18 protein-coding genes are annotated in these 18,824 nt (G+C 41.0%); 4 read left to right on the top strand and 14 right to left on the bottom strand.

Annotated features, from left to right (window positions below):
- Nucleotides 1–59: 59 nt before the first annotated feature.
- The 4 genes from oadA (at nt 60) to Q8J82_RS07865 (ending at nt 4,862) form a co-directional block, all read left to right on the top strand.
- Nucleotides 60–1,916: a sodium-extruding oxaloacetate decarboxylase subunit alpha gene (gene oadA / locus Q8J82_RS07880; protein WP_304908455.1), complete on the top strand. Its 1,857-nt coding sequence runs from the start codon at nt 60–62 to the stop codon at nt 1,914–1,916.
- Nucleotides 1,917–1,985: 69 nt separating this feature from the next.
- Entirely contained in the window at nt 1,986–2,567 is a 582-nt protein-coding gene (locus Q8J82_RS07875) for a Maf family nucleotide pyrophosphatase (RefSeq protein WP_305328140.1), read from the top strand.
- A 189-nt stretch (nt 2,568–2,756) separates the two neighbouring features.
- Nucleotides 2,757–4,139, top strand: a complete 1,383-nt coding sequence (locus Q8J82_RS07870) for a DUF4139 domain-containing protein (protein ID WP_370868635.1) — start codon at nt 2,757–2,759, stop codon at nt 4,137–4,139.
- Complete coding sequence (locus Q8J82_RS07865; protein ID WP_305328072.1) at nt 4,140–4,862, top strand: SAM-dependent methyltransferase; 723 nt, start codon at nt 4,140–4,142, stop codon at nt 4,860–4,862.
- Here Q8J82_RS07865 and rnhB read toward each other — a convergent pair.
- From rnhB to tsf, 14 genes are all read right to left on the bottom strand, one after another.
- Nucleotides 4,851–5,426 carry a ribonuclease HII gene (gene rnhB / locus Q8J82_RS07860; RefSeq protein ID WP_305327414.1) on the bottom strand — a complete coding sequence of 192 codons (576 nt, stop codon included), beginning with the start codon at nt 5,424–5,426 and terminating at the stop codon, nt 4,851–4,853. The two genes, Q8J82_RS07865 and rnhB, sit on opposite strands and share 12 nt — an antisense overlap.
- 18 nt (nt 5,427–5,444) lie before the next feature.
- Nucleotides 5,445–6,578, bottom strand: coding sequence for a lipid-A-disaccharide synthase (gene lpxB / locus Q8J82_RS07855; RefSeq protein WP_305327413.1), 1,134 nt, complete (start codon nt 6,576–6,578; stop codon nt 5,445–5,447).
- Nucleotides 6,579–6,587: 9 nt separating this feature from the next.
- Entirely contained in the window at nt 6,588–7,370 is a 783-nt protein-coding gene (lpxA, locus tag Q8J82_RS07850) for an acyl-ACP--UDP-N-acetylglucosamine O-acyltransferase (protein ID WP_305327412.1), read from the bottom strand.
- A 3-nt stretch (nt 7,371–7,373) separates the two neighbouring features.
- Entirely contained in the window at nt 7,374–7,850 is a 477-nt protein-coding gene (gene fabZ, locus Q8J82_RS07845) for a 3-hydroxyacyl-ACP dehydratase FabZ (protein WP_304908449.1), read from the bottom strand.
- 45 nt (nt 7,851–7,895) lie between these two features.
- Nucleotides 7,896–8,933, bottom strand: a complete 1,038-nt coding sequence (lpxD, locus tag Q8J82_RS07840; protein WP_304908448.1) for a UDP-3-O-(3-hydroxymyristoyl)glucosamine N-acyltransferase — start codon at nt 8,931–8,933, stop codon at nt 7,896–7,898.
- Nucleotides 8,934–8,982: 49 nt separating this feature from the next.
- A complete protein-coding gene (locus tag Q8J82_RS07835) occupies nt 8,983–9,486 on the bottom strand; it encodes an OmpH family outer membrane protein (protein WP_304908447.1) in 504 nt (167 codons plus the stop codon).
- A gap of 128 nt (nt 9,487–9,614) precedes the next feature.
- Nucleotides 9,615–11,915: an outer membrane protein assembly factor BamA gene (gene bamA, locus Q8J82_RS07830; protein ID WP_304908472.1), complete on the bottom strand. Its 2,301-nt coding sequence runs from the start codon at nt 11,913–11,915 to the stop codon at nt 9,615–9,617.
- Nucleotides 11,916–11,967: 52 nt separating this feature from the next.
- The gene (rseP, locus tag Q8J82_RS07825; protein ID WP_304908446.1) at nt 11,968–13,362 is read right to left on the bottom strand and encodes an RIP metalloprotease RseP; all 1,395 of its coding nucleotides are present in this window, start codon (nt 13,360–13,362) and stop codon (nt 11,968–11,970) included.
- Nucleotides 13,356–14,561 carry a 1-deoxy-D-xylulose-5-phosphate reductoisomerase gene (gene ispC / locus Q8J82_RS07820; protein WP_305328071.1) on the bottom strand — a complete coding sequence of 402 codons (1,206 nt, stop codon included), beginning with the start codon at nt 14,559–14,561 and terminating at the stop codon, nt 13,356–13,358. The genes rseP and ispC overlap by 7 nt, the downstream gene beginning before the upstream one ends.
- Nucleotides 14,551–15,378 (bottom strand): phosphatidate cytidylyltransferase, encoded by an 828-nt coding sequence (locus Q8J82_RS07815; protein WP_305328070.1) that lies wholly within the window; start codon nt 15,376–15,378, stop codon nt 14,551–14,553. The genes ispC and Q8J82_RS07815 overlap by 11 nt, the downstream gene beginning before the upstream one ends.
- Before the next feature lie 31 nt (nt 15,379–15,409).
- Entirely contained in the window at nt 15,410–16,168 is a 759-nt protein-coding gene (locus Q8J82_RS07810; protein WP_304891605.1) for an isoprenyl transferase, read from the bottom strand.
- A gap of 70 nt (nt 16,169–16,238) precedes the next feature.
- Nucleotides 16,239–16,796 carry a ribosome recycling factor gene (gene frr / locus Q8J82_RS07805; RefSeq protein ID WP_304891604.1) on the bottom strand — a complete coding sequence of 186 codons (558 nt, stop codon included), beginning with the start codon at nt 16,794–16,796 and terminating at the stop codon, nt 16,239–16,241.
- A gap of 104 nt (nt 16,797–16,900) precedes the next feature.
- Nucleotides 16,901–17,617, bottom strand: a complete 717-nt coding sequence (gene pyrH, locus Q8J82_RS07800; protein ID WP_304891603.1) for a UMP kinase — start codon at nt 17,615–17,617, stop codon at nt 16,901–16,903.
- 204 nt (nt 17,618–17,821) lie between these two features.
- Nucleotides 17,822–18,697, bottom strand: a complete 876-nt coding sequence (gene tsf, locus Q8J82_RS07795) for a translation elongation factor Ts (RefSeq protein WP_304891602.1) — start codon at nt 18,695–18,697, stop codon at nt 17,822–17,824.
- Nucleotides 18,698–18,824 lie beyond the last annotated feature (127 nt).

Raw genomic sequence — 18,824 nt, 5'->3', positions numbered from 1 at the left:
TTAAGAATAGTCAATTAAAACAATAAATTGAATATATAAATTAAAGTAAAGAGTTAAATATGACAAAACAAACCCCAAAAGTACACGTCACCGAGCTGGTCCTTCGAGATGGCCATCAATGCCACATTGCCACACGCATGCGTACAGAAGATATGCTACCTATTTGCAGCAAGCTGGATGCGATTGGCTTTTGGTCTCTAGAAGCTTGGGGCGGCGCCACTTTTGATGCTTGTGTGCGCTATTTAAAAGAAGATCCTTGGGCGCGCTTAAAAACATTGCGTAAGGCCTTACCAAACTCCCGCATTCAAATGTTATTGCGTGGCCAAAATTTGTTAGGATATCGTCACTATTCTGATGATGTGGTACGTGCATTTGTGCAGAAATCTGCTGATAATGGTGTTGATGTTTTCCGTATTTTTGATGCGCTCAACGACACCCGAAACCTACAAGTTTCTATTGAAGCTGTAAAAAAAGCCGGTAAACATGCTGAAGGTACAATTAGCTATACCACTAGTCCTGTGCATGATGTCGCGCATTTTGTAGGCATCGCTAAAGAACTTGAAGCCATGGGTTCTGACACTATTGCTATTAAAGATATGGCAGGCTTACTCACACCACAAGCCACAGTTGACCTTGTAAAAGCCTTGCGCGCGAATGTTAACTTACCTATTCACATGCACAGCCATGCAACCAGTGGCTTAGCAAGTATGAATATGCTACGCGCGCTTGAAAATGGCGCAGTGATGATAGACACCTGTAGTGCAGCGTTCTCAGAAGGTGCGAGCCACCCAACAACCGAGAGCATGATTGCAGCATTGCAAGGCACTGAATTTGATACAGGGCTAGATATTGCCGCGATGCAAGAAGTAACGGCTTATTTCCGTGAAGTCCGTAAAAAATATTGGCAGTTTGAAAGTGAGTTTTCTGGTGTAGATACGCGCGTATTATTAAACCAAGTACCAGGCGGCATGATTTCAAATCTTAGCAATCAACTGAAAGATCAGGGTGCGCTAGACCGGATGGATGCTGTATTGGCTGAAATTCCCTTGGTACGGAAAGATCTTGGGTATATCCCTTTGGTGACGCCGACTTCGCAAATTGTTGGCACACAAGCTGTGTTGAACGTAATGACAGGTCAACGTTATAAATCCATCACCAACGAAGTCAAAAACTACTTCTTAGGCCAATACGGTAAAGCACCAAGCGCAGTTAATGCCGATATTAAGAAACTGGCGATTGGTGATGCAGAACCTATTACCTGCAGGCCAGCAGATTTATTGACACCTGAAATGATTAAACTCACAAGTGAAGCGGAACGTTTTGCCAAATCTGAAGAAGATGTGCTGACCTATGCAATGTTTCCAGACATTGGTAAAACTTACTTACAAGAACGCAATGCAGGCTCATTAGTACCTGAAGCGTTACATGACAAAGCCGCGATGAAGGCCTCTGCCTCACGCTTTGCGCCTACCGAGTTCAAAATTACGCTTCATGGTGAAACTTTCCATATCAACCTTACTGGAAGTGGCCACGCAGGCGAAGAGAAACGTCCATTCTATGTGTCTATTGATGGTATTGCTGAAGAAGTAATCGTTGAAACCTTGAGTGAAATTGAAGTATCAGGTGGTAGCAATGGTAGAGGTAAAAAGAAAGCAGTGTCGGACTCAGCAAAAAGCGGTCGTCCGCGCCCTTCTCATGCTGGCCATGTAACAACATCAATGCCTGGTACAGTGGTAGCCGTTAAAGCTAAAGTGGGTGATAAAGTAAATGCTGGTGATGGTGTTTTGGTGATTGAGGCGATGAAAATGGAAAATGAAATTCAAGCAGCGACTTCAGGCATTGTGGTTGCAGTGCATGTCATCAAAGGTGATACCGTCACCCCTGATGAATCGCTACTTGAAATTCAACCTGAATAAATGGTTTGAAATTTAAACCAAAAGCCGACAGAAACGACTCTGTCGGCTTTTATTTTTTTAAATAAAATGATAAAACAAACTTTAATATTAGCTTCTTCTTCTGAATTCAGGCGCGATCTTTTACAAAAGCTGCAAATCCCTTTTAGCAGCATATCACCACGCGTAGATGAAACACCTCGAGCAAACGAAAAACCACACGAAACCGCTTTAAGGCTTGCGCAAGTTAAAGCCAGAAAAATTGGCAGTGAATATCCGCATGCATTAGTTATTGGATGTGATCAAGTCGCTACGCTGGATGGCGAGCAACTTGGCAAACCACTTAATCATCAAAACGCAACAAAGCAATTACAATTAATGCGTGGTCGAGAGGTCACTTTTCATAGCGCACTTTGCTTATATAATGCCGCTACAGGTAATATGCAAGCTGAAGTAGTACCCTATTTAGTGCGCTTTAGGCAGCTTAGTGACGAAGAAATCGAAAATTATCTGAATAAAGAACAACCCTACCAATGTGCAGGTAGCGCAAAATCAGAAGGATTAGGTATTGCACTGATTGAGCGCATGATAGGCGAAGACCCGAACGCACTCATAGGGTTGCCGCTCATCAAGCTTATAAATATGTTAAAAAATGAAAAAATAGCAGTTTTATAAAAAATCTCTTAAAAATAACCCCTTTTGCATGTTGATGCGTTAAGTGATTCGTAGCGTATTGGGTAGAACTCCCAATCGCTAATATTTGAACAATTTTGGAGATTAAACATGCCATTTGAGACTAAGCTAAATAAACACAAGCTAATGTTGCTCGCTACACTTTCAACTATTTATACAGGTGCTATCGCAATGGAGCTTGATGAAACACGAAGCTCATTAAGCGATCAGCAAAATGTAGCGGTAACAATCTATAACGGCGATTTGGCATTAGTAAAAGACACTCGTCATGTGAAACTAAAAACTGGGTTAAATGCACTGGCACTGCGCGATGTAAGTGCACAAATCCGGCCGGAAACTGCATTGCTACGGAGCATAAACGCACCTGGCAGCTTGACTTTAATTGAACAGAATTTTGATTTCGATTTGCTTACACCTGAAAAATTACTTGAAAAGTATGTAGGTAAAACAGTAAGTTTGGTTAAAACACACCCGGCAACTGGTTTAGAAACCACAGAGCAAGCCACAGTACTATCAGCCAATAATGGTGTGGTTTTAAAAGTAGGTAACCGCATTGAATCAGGTATCCATGGCAATCGTATTGTGTATAACGATGTGCCAGAAAGTCTTCGTGACAGACCTACATTAGTTACTCAAATAAACAATAAAGGCGCAACTGACCAAACTATAGAACTGAGCTACCTCACAGGGGGGTTAGGCTGGAAGGCAGATTACGTTGCTGAACTCAATAGCAAAGAAAATATGCTGGATTTATCAGGTTGGGTAACGCTTACCAATACTAGCGGTACGAGTTACAAAAACGCTAAGTTACAATTAGTGGCCGGGGATGTAAATCGAGTGCAAGAACACTATCCGCGTGCGAAGACCATGCGTAAAGATCTGGTAATGATGGCAGAGGCAGCTGCGCCAATGGCAGAAGAGTCTCTGTTGGAATATCACTTATATTCATTGGATCGGCCAACGACAATTGCCGAAAATCAAACCAAACAAGTGGCCCTACTCTCAGCAACTAATATACCAGCACGCAAAGAACTGGTATTGCGTGGCGCAGATTATTACTATCAAAGTAGCTACGGTGACTTGGGCTCAAAACTGAAAGTTGCTGTGTTTGTTGAGTTTGATAACAAAGAAGCAGCAAAATTAGGCATGCCCTTACCCAAAGGAATCATGCGCGTCTACAAAAAGGATAGTGCTGGCAACGCGCAATTTGTGGGCGAAGACAATATAGACCACACGCCAAAAAATGAAGTGATTAGACTCAAATTAGGTGAATCTTTTGATGTCACTGCTGATAAGAAACAAACTGATTTCAAAACGCTGCCACGTCCCTCTAAAGGCAATAGTGCATTTGAGAGTGCTTATGAAATCACCTTAAAAAACGCAAAAAAGGAAAAAATAACAGTCACCGTTCAAGAGCCCATTTCAGGTGATTGGACGATTACTTCAGAGAGCCAAGCACACAAAAAAGTGAATAGCCATTTAGCAGTTTGGAAAGTCGAGATTCCAGCTGAGGGCAGTACCACTTTAAGCTACAGAGCGATTGTTAAGTACTAAATGGCGCAATCACCTCAATTAGGCACGTTGTATTTAATTCCTGTAACCCTTGGTGAAGACAACATCGCCAAAGTGTTGCCGCCTGACGTCGTCAGTATTTCACAGCAACTGGATACCTTTGTGGTGGAAAGCGAAAAATCAGCGCGTCATTTTTTAAGCACCATTAAAACCATTAAGCCAGTCCGTGAACTAAGCCTGAACCTGCTGAATGAACATACCGAAGACAAATCGTTACCTGATTTACTCAAACCACTATTAGCTGGCAAAGATATAGGTTTAATGAGCGACGCAGGTTGTCCTGGTGTTGCAGACCCAGGTGCAAAACTAGTCGAACTAGCCCATCAAAAAGGCATCCGCGTTGTGCCATTTGTAGGCCCTAGCTCGATTTTATTGAGTTTAATGGCTTCAGGCCTTAACGGACAGCAATTTGCGTTTCTAGGCTATTTGCCAGTGGATAAATCTCAACGCAACCAAAAGCTCAAAGAAATTGAAAAACGCTCACTTACGCACAAAGAAACGCAGTTATTTATTGAAACGCCCTATCGTAACCAGCATATGCTGGAAGCTATACTAAGCGTCTGCCAGCCTAATACCAGGTTGTGTTTAGCTTGTGATATTAGTTTAGCGGCTGAGAAGATAGTAACCAAATCAATTGCAACTTGGAAAAAATCACCATTGCCAGATTTACACAAAAGGCCAACGGTATTTTTACTATTGGCATAAACGTTTTACTGGGGCGTAGCTGAGGCGATGCTGTGGCGTAATACCATACAAATTCAACATTTCTAAATGATAGACAGTTGGGTAGCCTTTATGTTGAGCAAAGCCATATTGCGGATAGATTTTATCTAATTCATATAACTCAGCATCTCGCGCCACCTTTGCCAGTATAGAAGCCGCTGAAATGGCTTGCACTTTACTATCTCCCTTCACTATCGCTTGGCAAGGTAAGCTGATTTCGGGACATTGATTGCCATCAACTTGTACTAAATCAGGAATGATATCGAACTGTGTTTGCATAGTTTCAATAGCGCGCCTCATGGCTAATAAGCTAGCTTGCAGGATATTGATTTCATCAATCTCTTGAGCGCTACAGCTAGCAATTGCCCAAGCCAGCGCATGTTGTTTGATTTCAACGTTTAATAAGTCGCGTTTTTTTTCAGATAGCTTTTTTGAGTCTGCCAAACCGAATATCGGACGTTCAGGATTTAAAATAACTGCTGCCGCGTAAACCGCACCAGCCAATGGTCCTCGTCCTGCTTCATCTACACCACAAATTAGCTGCATTAGTTTTGCGGCTGATATTTATGCTAAATGAGAGAGAATAACCACCGCTGCTTTTTCTGCGGTATTTTGTCGTAAACTGAGGTGAATTTTTGTAAATTCTGCTTTAATTTCAGCGGCGTAACCAGTATCACTAATCAGCTTTATTGTAGCCTCAGCAAGTTTTTCAGGTGTAGAATCATCCTGTAAAAGTTCTGGCACCACAAATTTATCTGCCAATATATTGGGCAAACCCACATAAGGTTGCAAACGCATGCGTTTAAGGATTTGCCAGCTTAATTTAGACATACGGTAGGTAATAACCATAGGTTTTTTCAGAAGCGCCGCCTCAAGCGTAGCTGTACCAGACGCTACAATCACGACATCGGCGGCCTCCATGGCATCATGTGCGTGCCCAAATAATATCTGAATAGGCAAGTTTTCATGCTCGTGAAAAATGGCCAATTCAAAAATCTGTCTAGTTTCACGCGTAATTAAAGGCACTAAAAAAATTGCATTTGGATAGTCGGCGTAAATCAGCTTTGCCGTCTTAACAAATAGTTCTGCGTGTTGCTGCACTTCACTTTGGCGACTACCTGGCAGCATAGCGATGACCAAGGCAGATGACTTTAGTCTTAAACCGTCACGCGCTGCGTTAGTATCTGGTTCCATTGGCAATATGTCCGCCAAAGGATGGCCAACATAAGTGACAGGTATACCAGCACCTTGATATAACGCGGGTTCAAATGGAAATAATGCCAGCATATGTGATACAGCATGTTTGATTTTTTTGATTCTATTTTTTCGCCATGCCCAAACTGAAGGGCTAACATAATGAATAGTCTTGATACCTTTATTTTTAAGCTTTTTTTCCAGCCAAAAATTAAAATCCGGGGCATCAACGCCAATAAATAAATCAATGCGGTTAGTTAAAAAGTGCTTAAGCAGCTGGCGACGTAATTTAAGCAGGCCAAATAGGTGTTTGATAACTTCTATATAACCACGTACTGATAAGCGCTCGATAGGGAAAAGAGATTGAGCGCCTTCTCCCATCATTTTAGGGCCTGCAATCCCAACAAACTCAATGTCTGAACGTTTTGACTTTAATGCTTGAATAAGGTGACTGCCAAGCAAATCACCCGAAGCTTCTCCAGCGACAATACCAATTCTTACCATGATAGCAACTTAACGGACGATGCCGCGAGTGGAAATTTTCAAGAAATCAGTGAGTAAACCAATTTCTGGCGTGGTTTTTTGCATTGCAGCAAGTTCAATTTTAGCCTCATCTAATGTAAGACCATTCCGATACAAAGCCTTATAGGCGCGTTTAATTTGCAAAATACTCTCAGCGCTAAAGCCACGGCGTTTTAATCCCTCAGCATTGATGCCATGCGGTTTAGCGTCATAACCAGCTGCAGTCACATAAGGTGGAATATCTTTAAATACCACCGAACCAACAGCGGTAATTACATGCGAGCCAACTTTACAAAATTGATGAATGAGCGTAAATCCGCCTAAAATGGCATAGTCATCAATATCTACATGGCCCGCAAGAGATGTATTATTAGCGAAAATCGTGTGATTACCTATTTGGCAGTCATGCGCAATATGTACATAGGCCATGATCCAATTATCGTTGCCGATTTTAGTGGTGCCTTTATCTTGAATCGTGCCGCGATTAAATGTACAAAACTCTCGAATGGTATTGTTATCACCAATCTCAAGTAACGTGGGTTCATCTTTATATTTTTTATCTTGCGGCGCTTCGCCAAGAGATGAGTATTGAAAGATATGATTATTCTTACCAATAATCGTAGGCCCGTTGATTATCACATGGCCAGCTACGCGTGTGCCTGCATCTATTTTAACGTTAGCACCAACAATTGAATAAGGACCGATTTCTACGCTAGAATCAAGTTCGGCTGTGGCATCGATGATTGCCGTTGGATGAATTTTTGATGCTGGCATTGCCTACTTCTCTTTTTTATCGATAGCTTTTAATATACACATCATTTGTGCTTCAGCAACTATTGTGCCATCTACTCGGGCTACGCCAGAATACTTCCAAATTCCCTTTAGGATGCGGTCGATTTTTACATTAAGGATGATTTGATCACCTGGTGATACGGGTTTTTTAAAACGAGCGCTATCGATACCTGCAAAATAATATACTGAATCATCGCTCGGTTTCACACCCATGGTTTTAAATGACAATATTGCGGCAGCTTGCGCCATCGCCTCAACAATCAATACACCTGGCATCACTGGGTGGTAAGGAAAGTGGCCAGGGAAGAAAGGCTCATTAATTGTGACATTTTTCAATGCAGTGATTTCCTCACCTATTTTCATAGAAATAACACGGTCTATCAGTACAAAAGGATAGCGATGCGGAAGGTGATCAAGGATTTCATGAATATCCATACTGCTAGATTCGGTATTATTGGTCATTTTTGTCTCAGCTCATTTCTTTTGGTTCACTATATTTTATAGTTTTCACTTGTTAGATTTTAACAGAGCTACCTCTTTTTCAAGTTGTTTAATTTTATCCGAAAGTTCATCTAAATGACGAATTTTTGCAGCGGTATTTAACCATGCTTTATGCGTTTGAAATGGCATAAGTGCCGTGTAAGTATCTGAAACTGATAAAGATCGGGTAATCATGCTGCCAGGTGAGATTGTCACATGGTCAGCAATCTCTAAATGACCTAATATCATGGCGGCACCGCCTATTTTACAGTGCTTACCGATTTTGGCACTACCTGCTATGCCAGTGCATCCAGCAATTACGGTATGCGCGCCAATGACACAGTTATGACCTATTTGAATCAGGTTGTCGAGCTTAACGCCCTCTTCGATAATCGTATCATCTAATGCACCACGATCGACTGTAGTATTTGCGCCAATGTCAACATTGTCATGAATGAAAACCCGTCCAACTTGAGGGATTTTTAGCCATTTTCCAGCTTCTTCAGCATAACCAAAACCATCAGAACCAATAATCGCACCTGAAAATATATGGCAATTTCTCCCGATATTACAATGATGCTTAATGGTGACGTGAGGCTCTAAACAAGTATTATCAGCAATCGATACATCATTTTCAATAACACATCCGCTACCGATAATAACATGTTCACCCAGCACTACATTTGCACCAATCACCGCTAACGGCGCAATGCTGCATGATGCAGGAATGCTGGCTGTAGAATCTACAACTGCGCTAGACGCAACACCCAATTGATGTATAGCTGGTGGATTTAAAAACGCAGATAGCTTAGCAAAATAAGCATAAGGATTTTCTACAATAATTCTAGGCAGCGTTGTTAAAGCTGAATCTTTTTCTCTTAATACAACAGCACTTGCCAGACTTGAAACAAGCGACTTTTGATATTTGGCGTCATTAATAAAACAAATGTCGCCAGATTGCGCATTGAGCAGTGATGAAACACGGGATATTGAAGTGGCCTCATCACCTACTATGCGGCCACCTAACGCCTTTGCAATATCACTAAGTGAGTAATTTTTACTCATTAGTATGGCCTTGAAAAATAAATCTTATGACTAAAAAACTTAAGGTAGATTATTTTTTACCTAATAACTTCAGCACTTTATCCGTGATGTCAATTTTGTCTGCTGCATAGGCTACACCGCTATACATTACTAAATCATAATTTTCAGCCTTAGCAACAGATTGAACCGCTTTATTGATACGATCTTGCAAACTTCCAAGCTCTTCATTTTTACGCAGGTTAATGTCTTCACGCAGTTCACGCTGCTTACGTTGAAACTCTGTCTTGATATTTTGAATATCACGTTCTTTACTACGACGATCTGCCTCAGTAATGGTCAAACCGTCTTTATCTAAAGCAGTTTCCAAGTCTTTAATCTGTTTAGCCATACGATCTAGCTCTTGTGAGCGCGGGCTAAATTCACGTTCTAGCTTTTTACCACTTTCGGCAGTTTGCGGTGCCTCTTGTAAGATTTTATCAACTTGTACATACCCAACTTTTAATTCAGCAGAATGTGCAATGACTGCAAACGTCAGAAAGCTAGCTAACACTAATTTTTTTAAGATACTACTCACTTAAAATCTCCTAAAACAACTACTTCTTTATTTCTATTATTATGCCACAAGACACATGGTCAATTATGCTGCAACATTTAACCGAATAATATTATGCCTGCAATTTACTTATCAGAATTTAGTTAGCTCTAAAATTGAGAGCCTAGCTGGAATTGCAGGTTCTGGGTATTGTCGCCATCTTTACTGTTCAACGGCTTAGCAAAGACCAGTTTCAAAGGGCCAAATGGTGAGAGCCAACTAATACCGACACCTGCTGAATAACGTAAATCACTCAAACTATAGCCTGATTCAGTACCCCACACGTTACCACCATCAACAAAGGCACTTAATCTAAACTGCTTAGAGTCTTTTAAACCTGGCACTGGAAAAAATAACTCCGCATTGCCTAACAAACGCTTAGTACCACCCACTGCAAAGTCTTGGCCCGTAATTGGGTCAATATCTTTAGGGCCAAGTGATCCGTTATCATAACCTCGAACAGAGTTTACACCACCCATAAAATAGTTCTTGAAGAATGGGTAATTTTTATTACCATATGAATCAGCGTAACCAATTTCACCATTTAACATAAAAGTAAAATCTTTATAAACGTTCTTGAACCACGCTTGTTTGTAATCAATTTTATAGTAATTTAAATCTAATATTGGCAATGAAATCTCACCAGACAACTTTTGCAATACGCCATTTGTGGTGAACATAATATTGTCGCGCGTATCGTGTGCCCAACCCGCTGATGCAACCACAGAGTTACTACTACATCCAGTAGTATTGCCACAGAATTTTTGATACTGAGTAGGACTTTGAGTGTTTAAATCTACCGTTGTAAAGTCTGCTGCAAGGCCAAAATTGATACCATCACGCTCATTTAAGGGTATACCAAATCGCACACCTCCACCATATGAAGATGTATTATAAGAAGCAACGTTAAGCGAACTTGTGTTCACATCACGACGATATACATCAAACCCTCGGCTAACACCATCTGGCGTAAAATAGGGATCGGTGACGGATAGAGAGTATGTGGTATTAACCTTACCCGTATTTACTTGCGCACTGACACGGTTACCAGTACCTAAGAAGTTATTCTGGTTAACGGTAATACCCAGCACTACACCTTCATTACTTGATAATCCAGCACCAAATTGTATGCTGCCAGTAGATTTTTCAGTCACGCTGATATTTAAATCCACCTGATCCGTTGTGCCTGGAACGCCAGGCGTTTCTACATTCACATCCGAAAAGAAATCCGTACGTATCAAGCGCTCTTTAGAACGATTGATTTTATTTGAAGCGTACCAAGAAGACTCTAACTGGCGTACTTCACGACGAACCACTTCATCACGTGTTCTGGTATTGCCTGCAATATTGATACGCCTTACATAAACCCGTTTGCCGGGATCAACAAAAAAAGTAAATGCGGCAGTATGTTGCTCTTTATTTACTTCAGGCACTGGATTTACATTTGAAAATGCATAACCATCATTACTCAATCGATCGCTAATCGCCTTGCTCGACTGTGTGACCTTCTCACGGCTAAAGGTATCGCCCTTTTTGATGGTAATGAGTTGTTGTATTTCCTCATCCGAGACTATTGTTTCACCAGCAATCTTCACCTCTGAAATAGTATATTTTTCACCTTCAGTGACATTCACGGTAATGTATATATCTTTTTTATCAGGTGAAATTGACACTTGCGTTGAATCAATATTGAACTCAAGATAACCTTGATTTAAGTAGAATGATCGCAGCGTTTCAAGATCTGCGTTTAATTTTTGTTTGGAGTATTGGTCATCTTTATTCCACCAACTCATCCAATTGGGCGTAGTAAGTAAAAACTCTGCACGTAAATCATCGGTGGAAAATGTTTGATTACCGACGATATTAATGTTGCGAATTTTTGAAACAGCACCCTCTTCAATATCAAAACGAACCGCTACGCGATTACGCTCTAGCGGTGATACCACCGCTTTAACAGTTGCACCATATTTACCTTGAGATAAATACTGCCGTTTGACCTCTTGCTCAGCGCGGTCAAGTTGTGACTTATCGAATATCAGGCCTTCAGCGATACCAATCTGCTTGAGACCTTCTTTCATTTTGTCCGTAGGAAATGATTTATTACCACTAAAATCAATCTGAGCAATGGATGAACGCTCTTGTACCGTGACCACTAGGACATCATTTTCAGCTTCGATACGTACGTCTTTAAAAAAGCCAGTGTTATATAACGACTTAATAGCCTGAGAAGCAAGCTCATCATTCATGGTTTCGCCGACTTTTACTGGTAGGTAAGTGAATACCGTACCAGCCTCGGTGCGCTGTATACCCTCGACACGGATGTCTTTAACGACAAAGGGTTCAAGCGCTAATGCAGAATTTGCATATAAGCCAGAAATCAAGACAAGAGCAGACTTAAGCTTAAAATTCATAAATGACTTGTCTGATTTTTTTAGTTTTTTTAAATTTAATGTTGCCATGCAGTCAGCCTGTTATCAATCGATTGATATCGTTATAAAGCGCTAAGATCATCATAAAACCTAGCAGGGAAAACCCAATTTTTTGCCCGATAATCATGACTGATTCAGGTGTCGGTTTTCCAGTAAAAATTTCAACTATATAATACATCAAATGTCCGCCATCTAATACCGGTATAGGCAGTAGATTAAGTACACCAATACTGATGCTGATTATCGCTAAAAAACCAATAAATACCTTCAAGCCCATGTTGGCGCTTTGTCCAGCATAACTGGCAATAGTCACAGGGCCACTTACACCTTTCCATGAAATTTGACCCGTTAACATTTTAGCAAGCATTTTTAAAGTAAATATTGAGTTGTCCCAAGTTTTCTCAGTCGCTTTAACGAATGCACCGAGCGTGGAATAATGTGTGGTGACAAAAAACTCATCAATCACACGTTGTTCTTGCTTGAACGAAGTGCCAATACGCCCCACTATTTTGCCATTCTCGATTACCTGCTCTGGTGTAACTGAAAGTTGAACTTCTACCGAATCGCGCTCGACTACTACATCCAACGTCGCGTCAGGATGCTGCCTAACCTCTTGAACAAAATCATCCCTTGTACTCACTTTGATTTTATTGATGCTAAGCACCAAGTCTTGTGATTTAAATCCAGCTAAATATGCCGGACTATTTTTAATCACTTCATCTATTCTTGCAGGAATATCAGGCTGGTAAATAGCTAACCCTAGTCCACTCAAAACATCTTTACTATTACTTTCGGAATTAATGTTAGATATATCAAGTTGATGCGTATGCGTTTTTTGACTGCGGCTTAACACTTCCACTTCTACACTTTTACTCTTAAATGATTCATTTAACAAAATCCAACCGGCATCTTGCCATGAAGCAACATGTTTTCCATTGATTTTTTGTATAGTGTCACCTAGTACAAAGTTAGCTGCAGCGGCTGGGCTATTTTCAATAACCTTACCAATTATGGGTTTTATGCCAACGATTCCCATCATAAATAAAAGCCAATATAAAAATATAGCGAGCAATAAGTTTGCCAGCGGCCCTGCAAGCACAATGGCAATGCGCTTATAGACTGATTGCCGATTAAACGCTCGTTTCAACTCGGTTTCTGAGTAAATTGTTTGTGATAACTGCAAGTCTGCATTCGGCTCATCTGCAAACTCGCGCTCATCGAGCATTTTTACGTAACCACCTAATGGGATTGCTGCAATCACCAACTCTGTTTTATCTACCCCAAATTGTTTAGACCAAAGCGGCTTACCAAATCCAATAGAGAATTTTAGCACCTTCACTCCACACCATCTGGCCACCTGATAGTGACCAAATTCATGCACAGTCACTAACAAGCCCAGCGTAAATATAAAAGCGAGTGCGGTTAACATAAGGTGCTTATGTATTGTTTAGCAATTCGTCTTGCCTGAACATCTATAGCCACTAACTGTTCAATGGATTCCACTTGCCCGATACTGGATGCGGTTAACACATTCTCAATGATATGCGGAATATCCATAAAACCAATTTTTTCCGCCAAAAATGCTTCCACTGCAATTTCATTCGCTGCATTCAAAATGGCTGGTGCAGTGCCGCCCATATTCAATGCATCATAAGCAATTCTCAGGCATGGAAAGCGCTCTAAGTCAGGTGGGCAGAAATCCAATCTTCCAACTGTCAGTAAATCCAAGCTGCTAACACCACTGGTTAACCGTTCAGGATAGCCAAGTCCATAGGCGATTGGTGTGCGCATGTCTGGATTACCTAACTGTGCTAGCACACTGCCATCAATATATTCCACCATAGAATGAATCACACTTTGAGGATGTACCACCACATCAATCTGCTCAGGCAGCGCATTGAATAGCCAATGTGCCTCTATGACTTCCAATCCTTTATTCATCATTGTGGCAGAATCTACGGTAATTTTAGGTCCCATTACCCAGTTGGGGTGGTTTAATGCCTGTGCCCGGGTCACCACTTTAAGCTCTTGCAGGCTGGCATTCCGAAATGGCCCACCAGATGCAGTTAACAATACTCGCTTTACACCCATATTTGCCAGTTGCCTACTACGTTGTTGAGGCATCACTTGAAATATAGCGTTATGCTCGCTGTCTATAGGCAGTAAAGTAGCACCACCATCTATAACCGCTTGCATAAACAAGTTGCCTGCCATCACCAAGGTTTCTTTATTTGCAAGCAATATACGTTTGCCTGCTTTTGCTGCGGCCATGGCTGGATGCAGGCCAGCAGAGCCTACGATAGCAGCCATTACAATATCGACTTGTTCATGCGAAGATATCTCATTTAGTGCCGCTTCGCCATGCAAAACAACAGTATTTGAGTGAATAGCCTTCAGTTGTAAACTTAGCTCTGCGGCGGCGGCTTCCTGCAACATCACTGCAAATTTAGGTGTGTATTTCTCGCATAAACTGAATAAACCTTTTACGTTATTATTTGCAGACAAAGCAAAAACACTAAAACGTTCCGGATGCTGTGAAATTACGTCTAAAGTTTGCGAACCAATAGTGCCAGTCGCACCAAGTATCGTTACACTTTGTGATTGTTGGCCTGAGAGTTTATCGAACATGTAATTGCAGATTTGAAAAAAGAGGGAAATAAATATAAAACAAGACCAATGGCAAGGTGGGAATCAACCCATCTATTCTATCAAGCACACCGCCATGGCCTGGCAGTAGCTGGCTACTATCTTTAACGCCAGCCTGCCGTTTCAATAGTGATTCAAACAAATCACCCATCACGCTAAGCACAACAATGAGCCATAAACCTACAATCAACCAATGACTGTAATGTAAGTAGTGGCAGAGTAATAGTCCATAAAAAGTTGCAGCCAAAATTGCACCAGCAACACCTTCCCATGTTTTTCCAGGGCTAATTTCAGGTGCAAGTTTATGGCGCCCAAAAGACTTTCCTGCAAAATAGGCTGCACTATCAGCCAACCAGACTGTTGCCAGCACCCCCAATAACAACCACGGACTGATACTATGCAAACCATTCAAAGCCACCCATAAAGCTAGTAGCAGGGATAATCCCAGCAGGCTCAATATAAATTTTTGGCTAACTTTCTTTCTTGAAATAAGCCAAACGGGGGCTAAAACTATCCAAAATAGAGCGGAAGTACATAACAGAACAAACTCCAACTCATCCTTGTAATGACCCAATGGTATATTTGATGCAAAAATCACCATCAAGCCAAGACTCAAAGCAATGGTCATATTGAGATACATTTGACGCTTTGCTAGCTTAATCAGATTTGACCACTCCCAAACTGCAATGAGCGTTGCCGCCAAAGTAATAAAAGCCCACGCCATGTCAGAAGCTTTAAATAATGCTGCGGTAAAGCCAACAATAAGCACAATGGCTGTGATGATTCTAGTTTTAAGCATGATTTTTAGGCGTTAAATAATTTATATGAAGCTAAATTTTAGCTTCAGTGAGTTGTTCACTTGTACGACCGAATCGACGCTCACGTTTTTGATATGATTGAATGGCCAAGTTAAAGGCTTCTTCGTTAAAGTCAGGCCATAAGGTATCAGTGAAATATAACTCTGTATAAGCAAGCTGCCAAAGCAGGAAATTACTAATGCGTTTTTCGCCACCAGTACGGATAAACAAATCAGGTTCTGGCGCATAATTCATTGATAAATATTGGCTAAGATGGTCTTCGCGATAAAACCCTGTCAGTTGGGGTGTAGCCAATTGCATTTTATTAACCGCTTGTAGAATATCCCAACGACCACCGTAATTAGCGGCTATTGTCAATATTAAACCAGTATTGCCAGCAGTGAGTTGTTCGGATGCTTCAATTTGGGAGACCAGTTCTGCATCAAAACGGCTACGATCGCCAATCATAATCAGCTTGATATTGTTTTGATGTAACTTTGTTACCTCACGTTTTAACGCCTGCATAAACAAGCCCATTAAAAAAGTGACTTCCTCTGCTGGTCTGCGCCAATTTTCACTACTGAAGGCAAATAATGTTAAATACTCAACTTTTAGACTCGCGCAATATTTAACCAGGTCACGTACAGTTTCAACGCCTCGTTTATGGCCTGCTATTCGAGGTAAAAAGCGCTTGCGCGCCCAGCGTCCATTGCCATCCATAATAACAGCGATGTGTTTAGGAATTTCAGCGGTAGATGGGATGTTCTGAGTAGCGCTAGTAAAAAAAGCCACACACGCTCCAGTCAGATGAGTTTAAGTTTTTAAAGTTAATCGTAGTAGAAGTTTCAGAAGCCATAGATGCTTATACAGCCATTAACTCTACTTCTTTGGCTTGCAACATTTTATCTATTTCAGCTACAGCTTTATCTGTAGCTTTTTGAATGTCGTCTTGTGCACGGCGCTCATCATCTTCAGAAATCTCTTTATCTTTTAATAACTTCTTCAATGTGTCATTGGCATCGCGGCGGACATTTCGCACCGAAACTTTTGCACTTTCCGCTTCAGACCGTACAATCTTAGTCATATCACGACGACGCTCTTCAGTAAGCATAGGCATAGGAACGCGAATTAAATCGCCATTAGTGGCAGGATTTAGGCCCAAATCACAATCACGAATAGCCTTTTCAACTTTACCAATCATACTTTTTTCAAAAGGTTGTACGTTAATTGTGCGGGCATCGCCTAAATTAACGTTAGCAACTTGATTGACGGCAACCATAGAGCCATAGTACTCGACCATCACATGATCTAACAAACCAGTATGAGCACGACCAGTACGCACTTTTGCTAAGTCCGCCTTTAACGCTTCTAGAGACCTGTACATTTTTTGTTCTGTGGTTTTTTTAATTTCGTCTAACATTTCTTTCTCCAACTTAATACTTATAATTTTTTACACATTCTTGACGATGCTATAGCTTCAACTTTCAAAAAACTGCTTATGGCGTAGCCATAAAGGTGTAACCCTTAGGGAGTAACCATAGTGCCTTCATCTTCACCCATGACCACTTTTTTAAGTGCACCCTGTTTAAATATACTAAATACTGAAATAGGTAGTTTTTGATCACGGCATAAAGTGAGTGCCGTTGCATCCATCACTTTAAGATTTTTAGTAATCGCCTCATCAAACGTGATAGTTTTATAGCGCATCGCCTCGGGGTTGGTTTTAGGATCATCTGTATAGATACCATCCACTTTAGTGGCCTTAATGACTATTTCAGCATTCATTTCCATACCGCGAAGTGCTGCTGCAGTATCTGTAGTAAAGAATGGATTTCCTGTGCCGGCACCAAAAATAACCACACGCCCTTCTTCTAAATAACGAATTGCCTTGCCGCGAATATAAGGCTCTGCTACTTGTTCAATATTCAGTGCACTTTGCACGCGTGCGTTGAGCCCAATATTTTTCATGGCATCTTGCAATGCCATAGCATTCATCACCGTAGCAAGCATACCCATATAATCTGCAGTCGCTCTATCCATACCTTCAGCTGCTGGCGCTACACCACGGAATATATTGCCACCACCAATTACCACGGCAACTTGCACGCCCAGATCAACAACTTCTTTCACTTCTCCAACGATGCGACTGATAGTAGCGCGGTTAATCCCATAGGCATCATCGCCCATCAAGGCCTCGCCAGAAAGTTTGAGTAAGATGCGCTTATAGGCAGGTGCAGCCATAATATTCCTCTTTTTTAAGTTTGCTTATTTAAGCATAAAAACCACTATTCATGCCAAAATTAAGTGTAAAAATTATTAAATCTTTGCTAAAAAAAATGGATTAAGCAATATGCTTAATCCATTTTCGGTCTTGCAAATTGATATTAACAAATTATATTTTCAAGTCACGATATTTCGTATTTTGAATAAAATTTATATTCAAGATTATACTTTTGCTGCTGCTGCAACCTCTGCCGCGTAATCAACGACCACTTTCTCAATGCCTTCACCAACAGTAAACATGGTAAATGAAGCCACTGATGCGCCTTTAGATTTAAGCAATTGCTCAATCGTAAGTTTGTCATCTTTAACAAATGTTTGACTCAATAAAGTAACTTCTTTTAGGAATTTTTGTACTGTTCCGTCCGCAATTTTTTCCAACATAGCTTCAGGCTTACCAGCCTCTTTAGCTTTTTCAATGGCGACACGGCGCTCAGCTTCAATCAAACTGGCATCAATACCTGAAGCATCTAATGATTTTGGTTTAGCTGCGGCAATATGCATTGCAATGTCTTTAGCTAAAGCGTCATCGCCACCCACTAGATCAACTAACACACCGATTTTGCTGCCATGAACATAACTGGCAAGTTTGCCTTGTACTGCAGGGCGAACGAAACGACGTGGCGTGATGTTTTCGCCGATTTTACCAACCAATTGCGCGCGCGTTTCTTCAACAGTAGAATCACGCATTTTTAACGTGCTAACTTCAGCGATATCTGCTGGCGTATTAGCCGCAACAATAGCCGCTAATTCGTTAACAAATTTCAAAAAGTCTTCATTTTTAGCACAGAAATCCGTTTCAGAATTCACTTCGATCATCGCGCCAGATTTACCATCTGCGCTAATGCTGATACCCACAGTACCTTCAGCAGCTACGCGGCCAGCCGCTTTGCTTGCCTTATTACCAAAACGTACGCGCAAAATTTCTTCAGCACGCGTCATATCGCCTTCTGCTTCAGTCAATGCTTTTTTACAATCCATCATAGGCGCATCTGTGCGCTCACGTAATTCTTTTACCATGCTTGCGGTAATTTCAGCCATTTTAAGCTCCTAATTTCCATAAATCACATTAAAGTTATGATTTAATTTATTGATTTAAATGTATATTTTTAATATTTTAGAAGAAAGTCAAAGCTCTATTCTAAAATTAAAAAAGGGGCTGTAAGCC

It is taken from the genome of Methylotenera sp., from assembly GCF_030684185.1.
Taxonomy (GTDB): Bacteria; Pseudomonadota; Gammaproteobacteria; order Burkholderiales; family Methylophilaceae; genus Methylotenera.
Note: the sequence above shows the minus strand (reverse complement) of the source record. Positions and strands in the feature narration are given on the sequence as shown.

Coding starts and splice junctions, on each gene's coding strand:
- oadA (WP_304908455.1), top strand. CDS start 60: ATGACAAAACAAACCCCAAAAGTACACGTCACCGAGCTGGTCCTTCGA.
- Q8J82_RS07870 (WP_370868635.1), top strand. CDS start 2,757: ATGGAGCTTGATGAAACACGAAGCTCATTAAGCGATCAGCAAAATGTA.
- Q8J82_RS07865 (WP_305328072.1), top strand. CDS start 4,140: ATGGCGCAATCACCTCAATTAGGCACGTTGTATTTAATTCCTGTAACC.
- rnhB (WP_305327414.1), bottom strand. CDS start 5,426: ATGCAGCTAATTTGTGGTGTAGATGAAGCAGGACGAGGACCATTGGCT.
- lpxB (WP_305327413.1), bottom strand. CDS start 6,578: ATGGTAAGAATTGGTATTGTCGCTGGAGAAGCTTCGGGTGATTTGCTT.
- lpxA (WP_305327412.1), bottom strand. CDS start 7,370: ATGCCAGCATCAAAAATTCATCCAACGGCAATCATCGATGCCACAGCC.
- fabZ (WP_304908449.1), bottom strand. CDS start 7,850: ATGACCAATAATACCGAATCTAGCAGTATGGATATTCATGAAATCCTT.
- lpxD (WP_304908448.1), bottom strand. CDS start 8,933: ATGAGTAAAAATTACTCACTTAGTGATATTGCAAAGGCGTTAGGTGGC.
- bamA (WP_304908472.1), bottom strand. CDS start 11,915: ATGAATTTTAAGCTTAAGTCTGCTCTTGTCTTGATTTCTGGCTTATAT.
- rseP (WP_304908446.1), bottom strand. CDS start 13,362: ATGTTAACCGCACTCGCTTTTATATTTACGCTGGGCTTGTTAGTGACT.
- ispC (WP_305328071.1), bottom strand. CDS start 14,561: ATGTTCGATAAACTCTCAGGCCAACAATCACAAAGTGTAACGATACTT.
- Q8J82_RS07815 (WP_305328070.1), bottom strand. CDS start 15,378: ATGCTTAAAACTAGAATCATCACAGCCATTGTGCTTATTGTTGGCTTT.
- frr (WP_304891604.1), bottom strand. CDS start 16,796: ATGTTAGACGAAATTAAAAAAACCACAGAACAAAAAATGTACAGGTCT.
- pyrH (WP_304891603.1), bottom strand. CDS start 17,617: ATGGCTGCACCTGCCTATAAGCGCATCTTACTCAAACTTTCTGGCGAG.
- tsf (WP_304891602.1), bottom strand. CDS start 18,697: ATGGCTGAAATTACCGCAAGCATGGTAAAAGAATTACGTGAGCGCACA.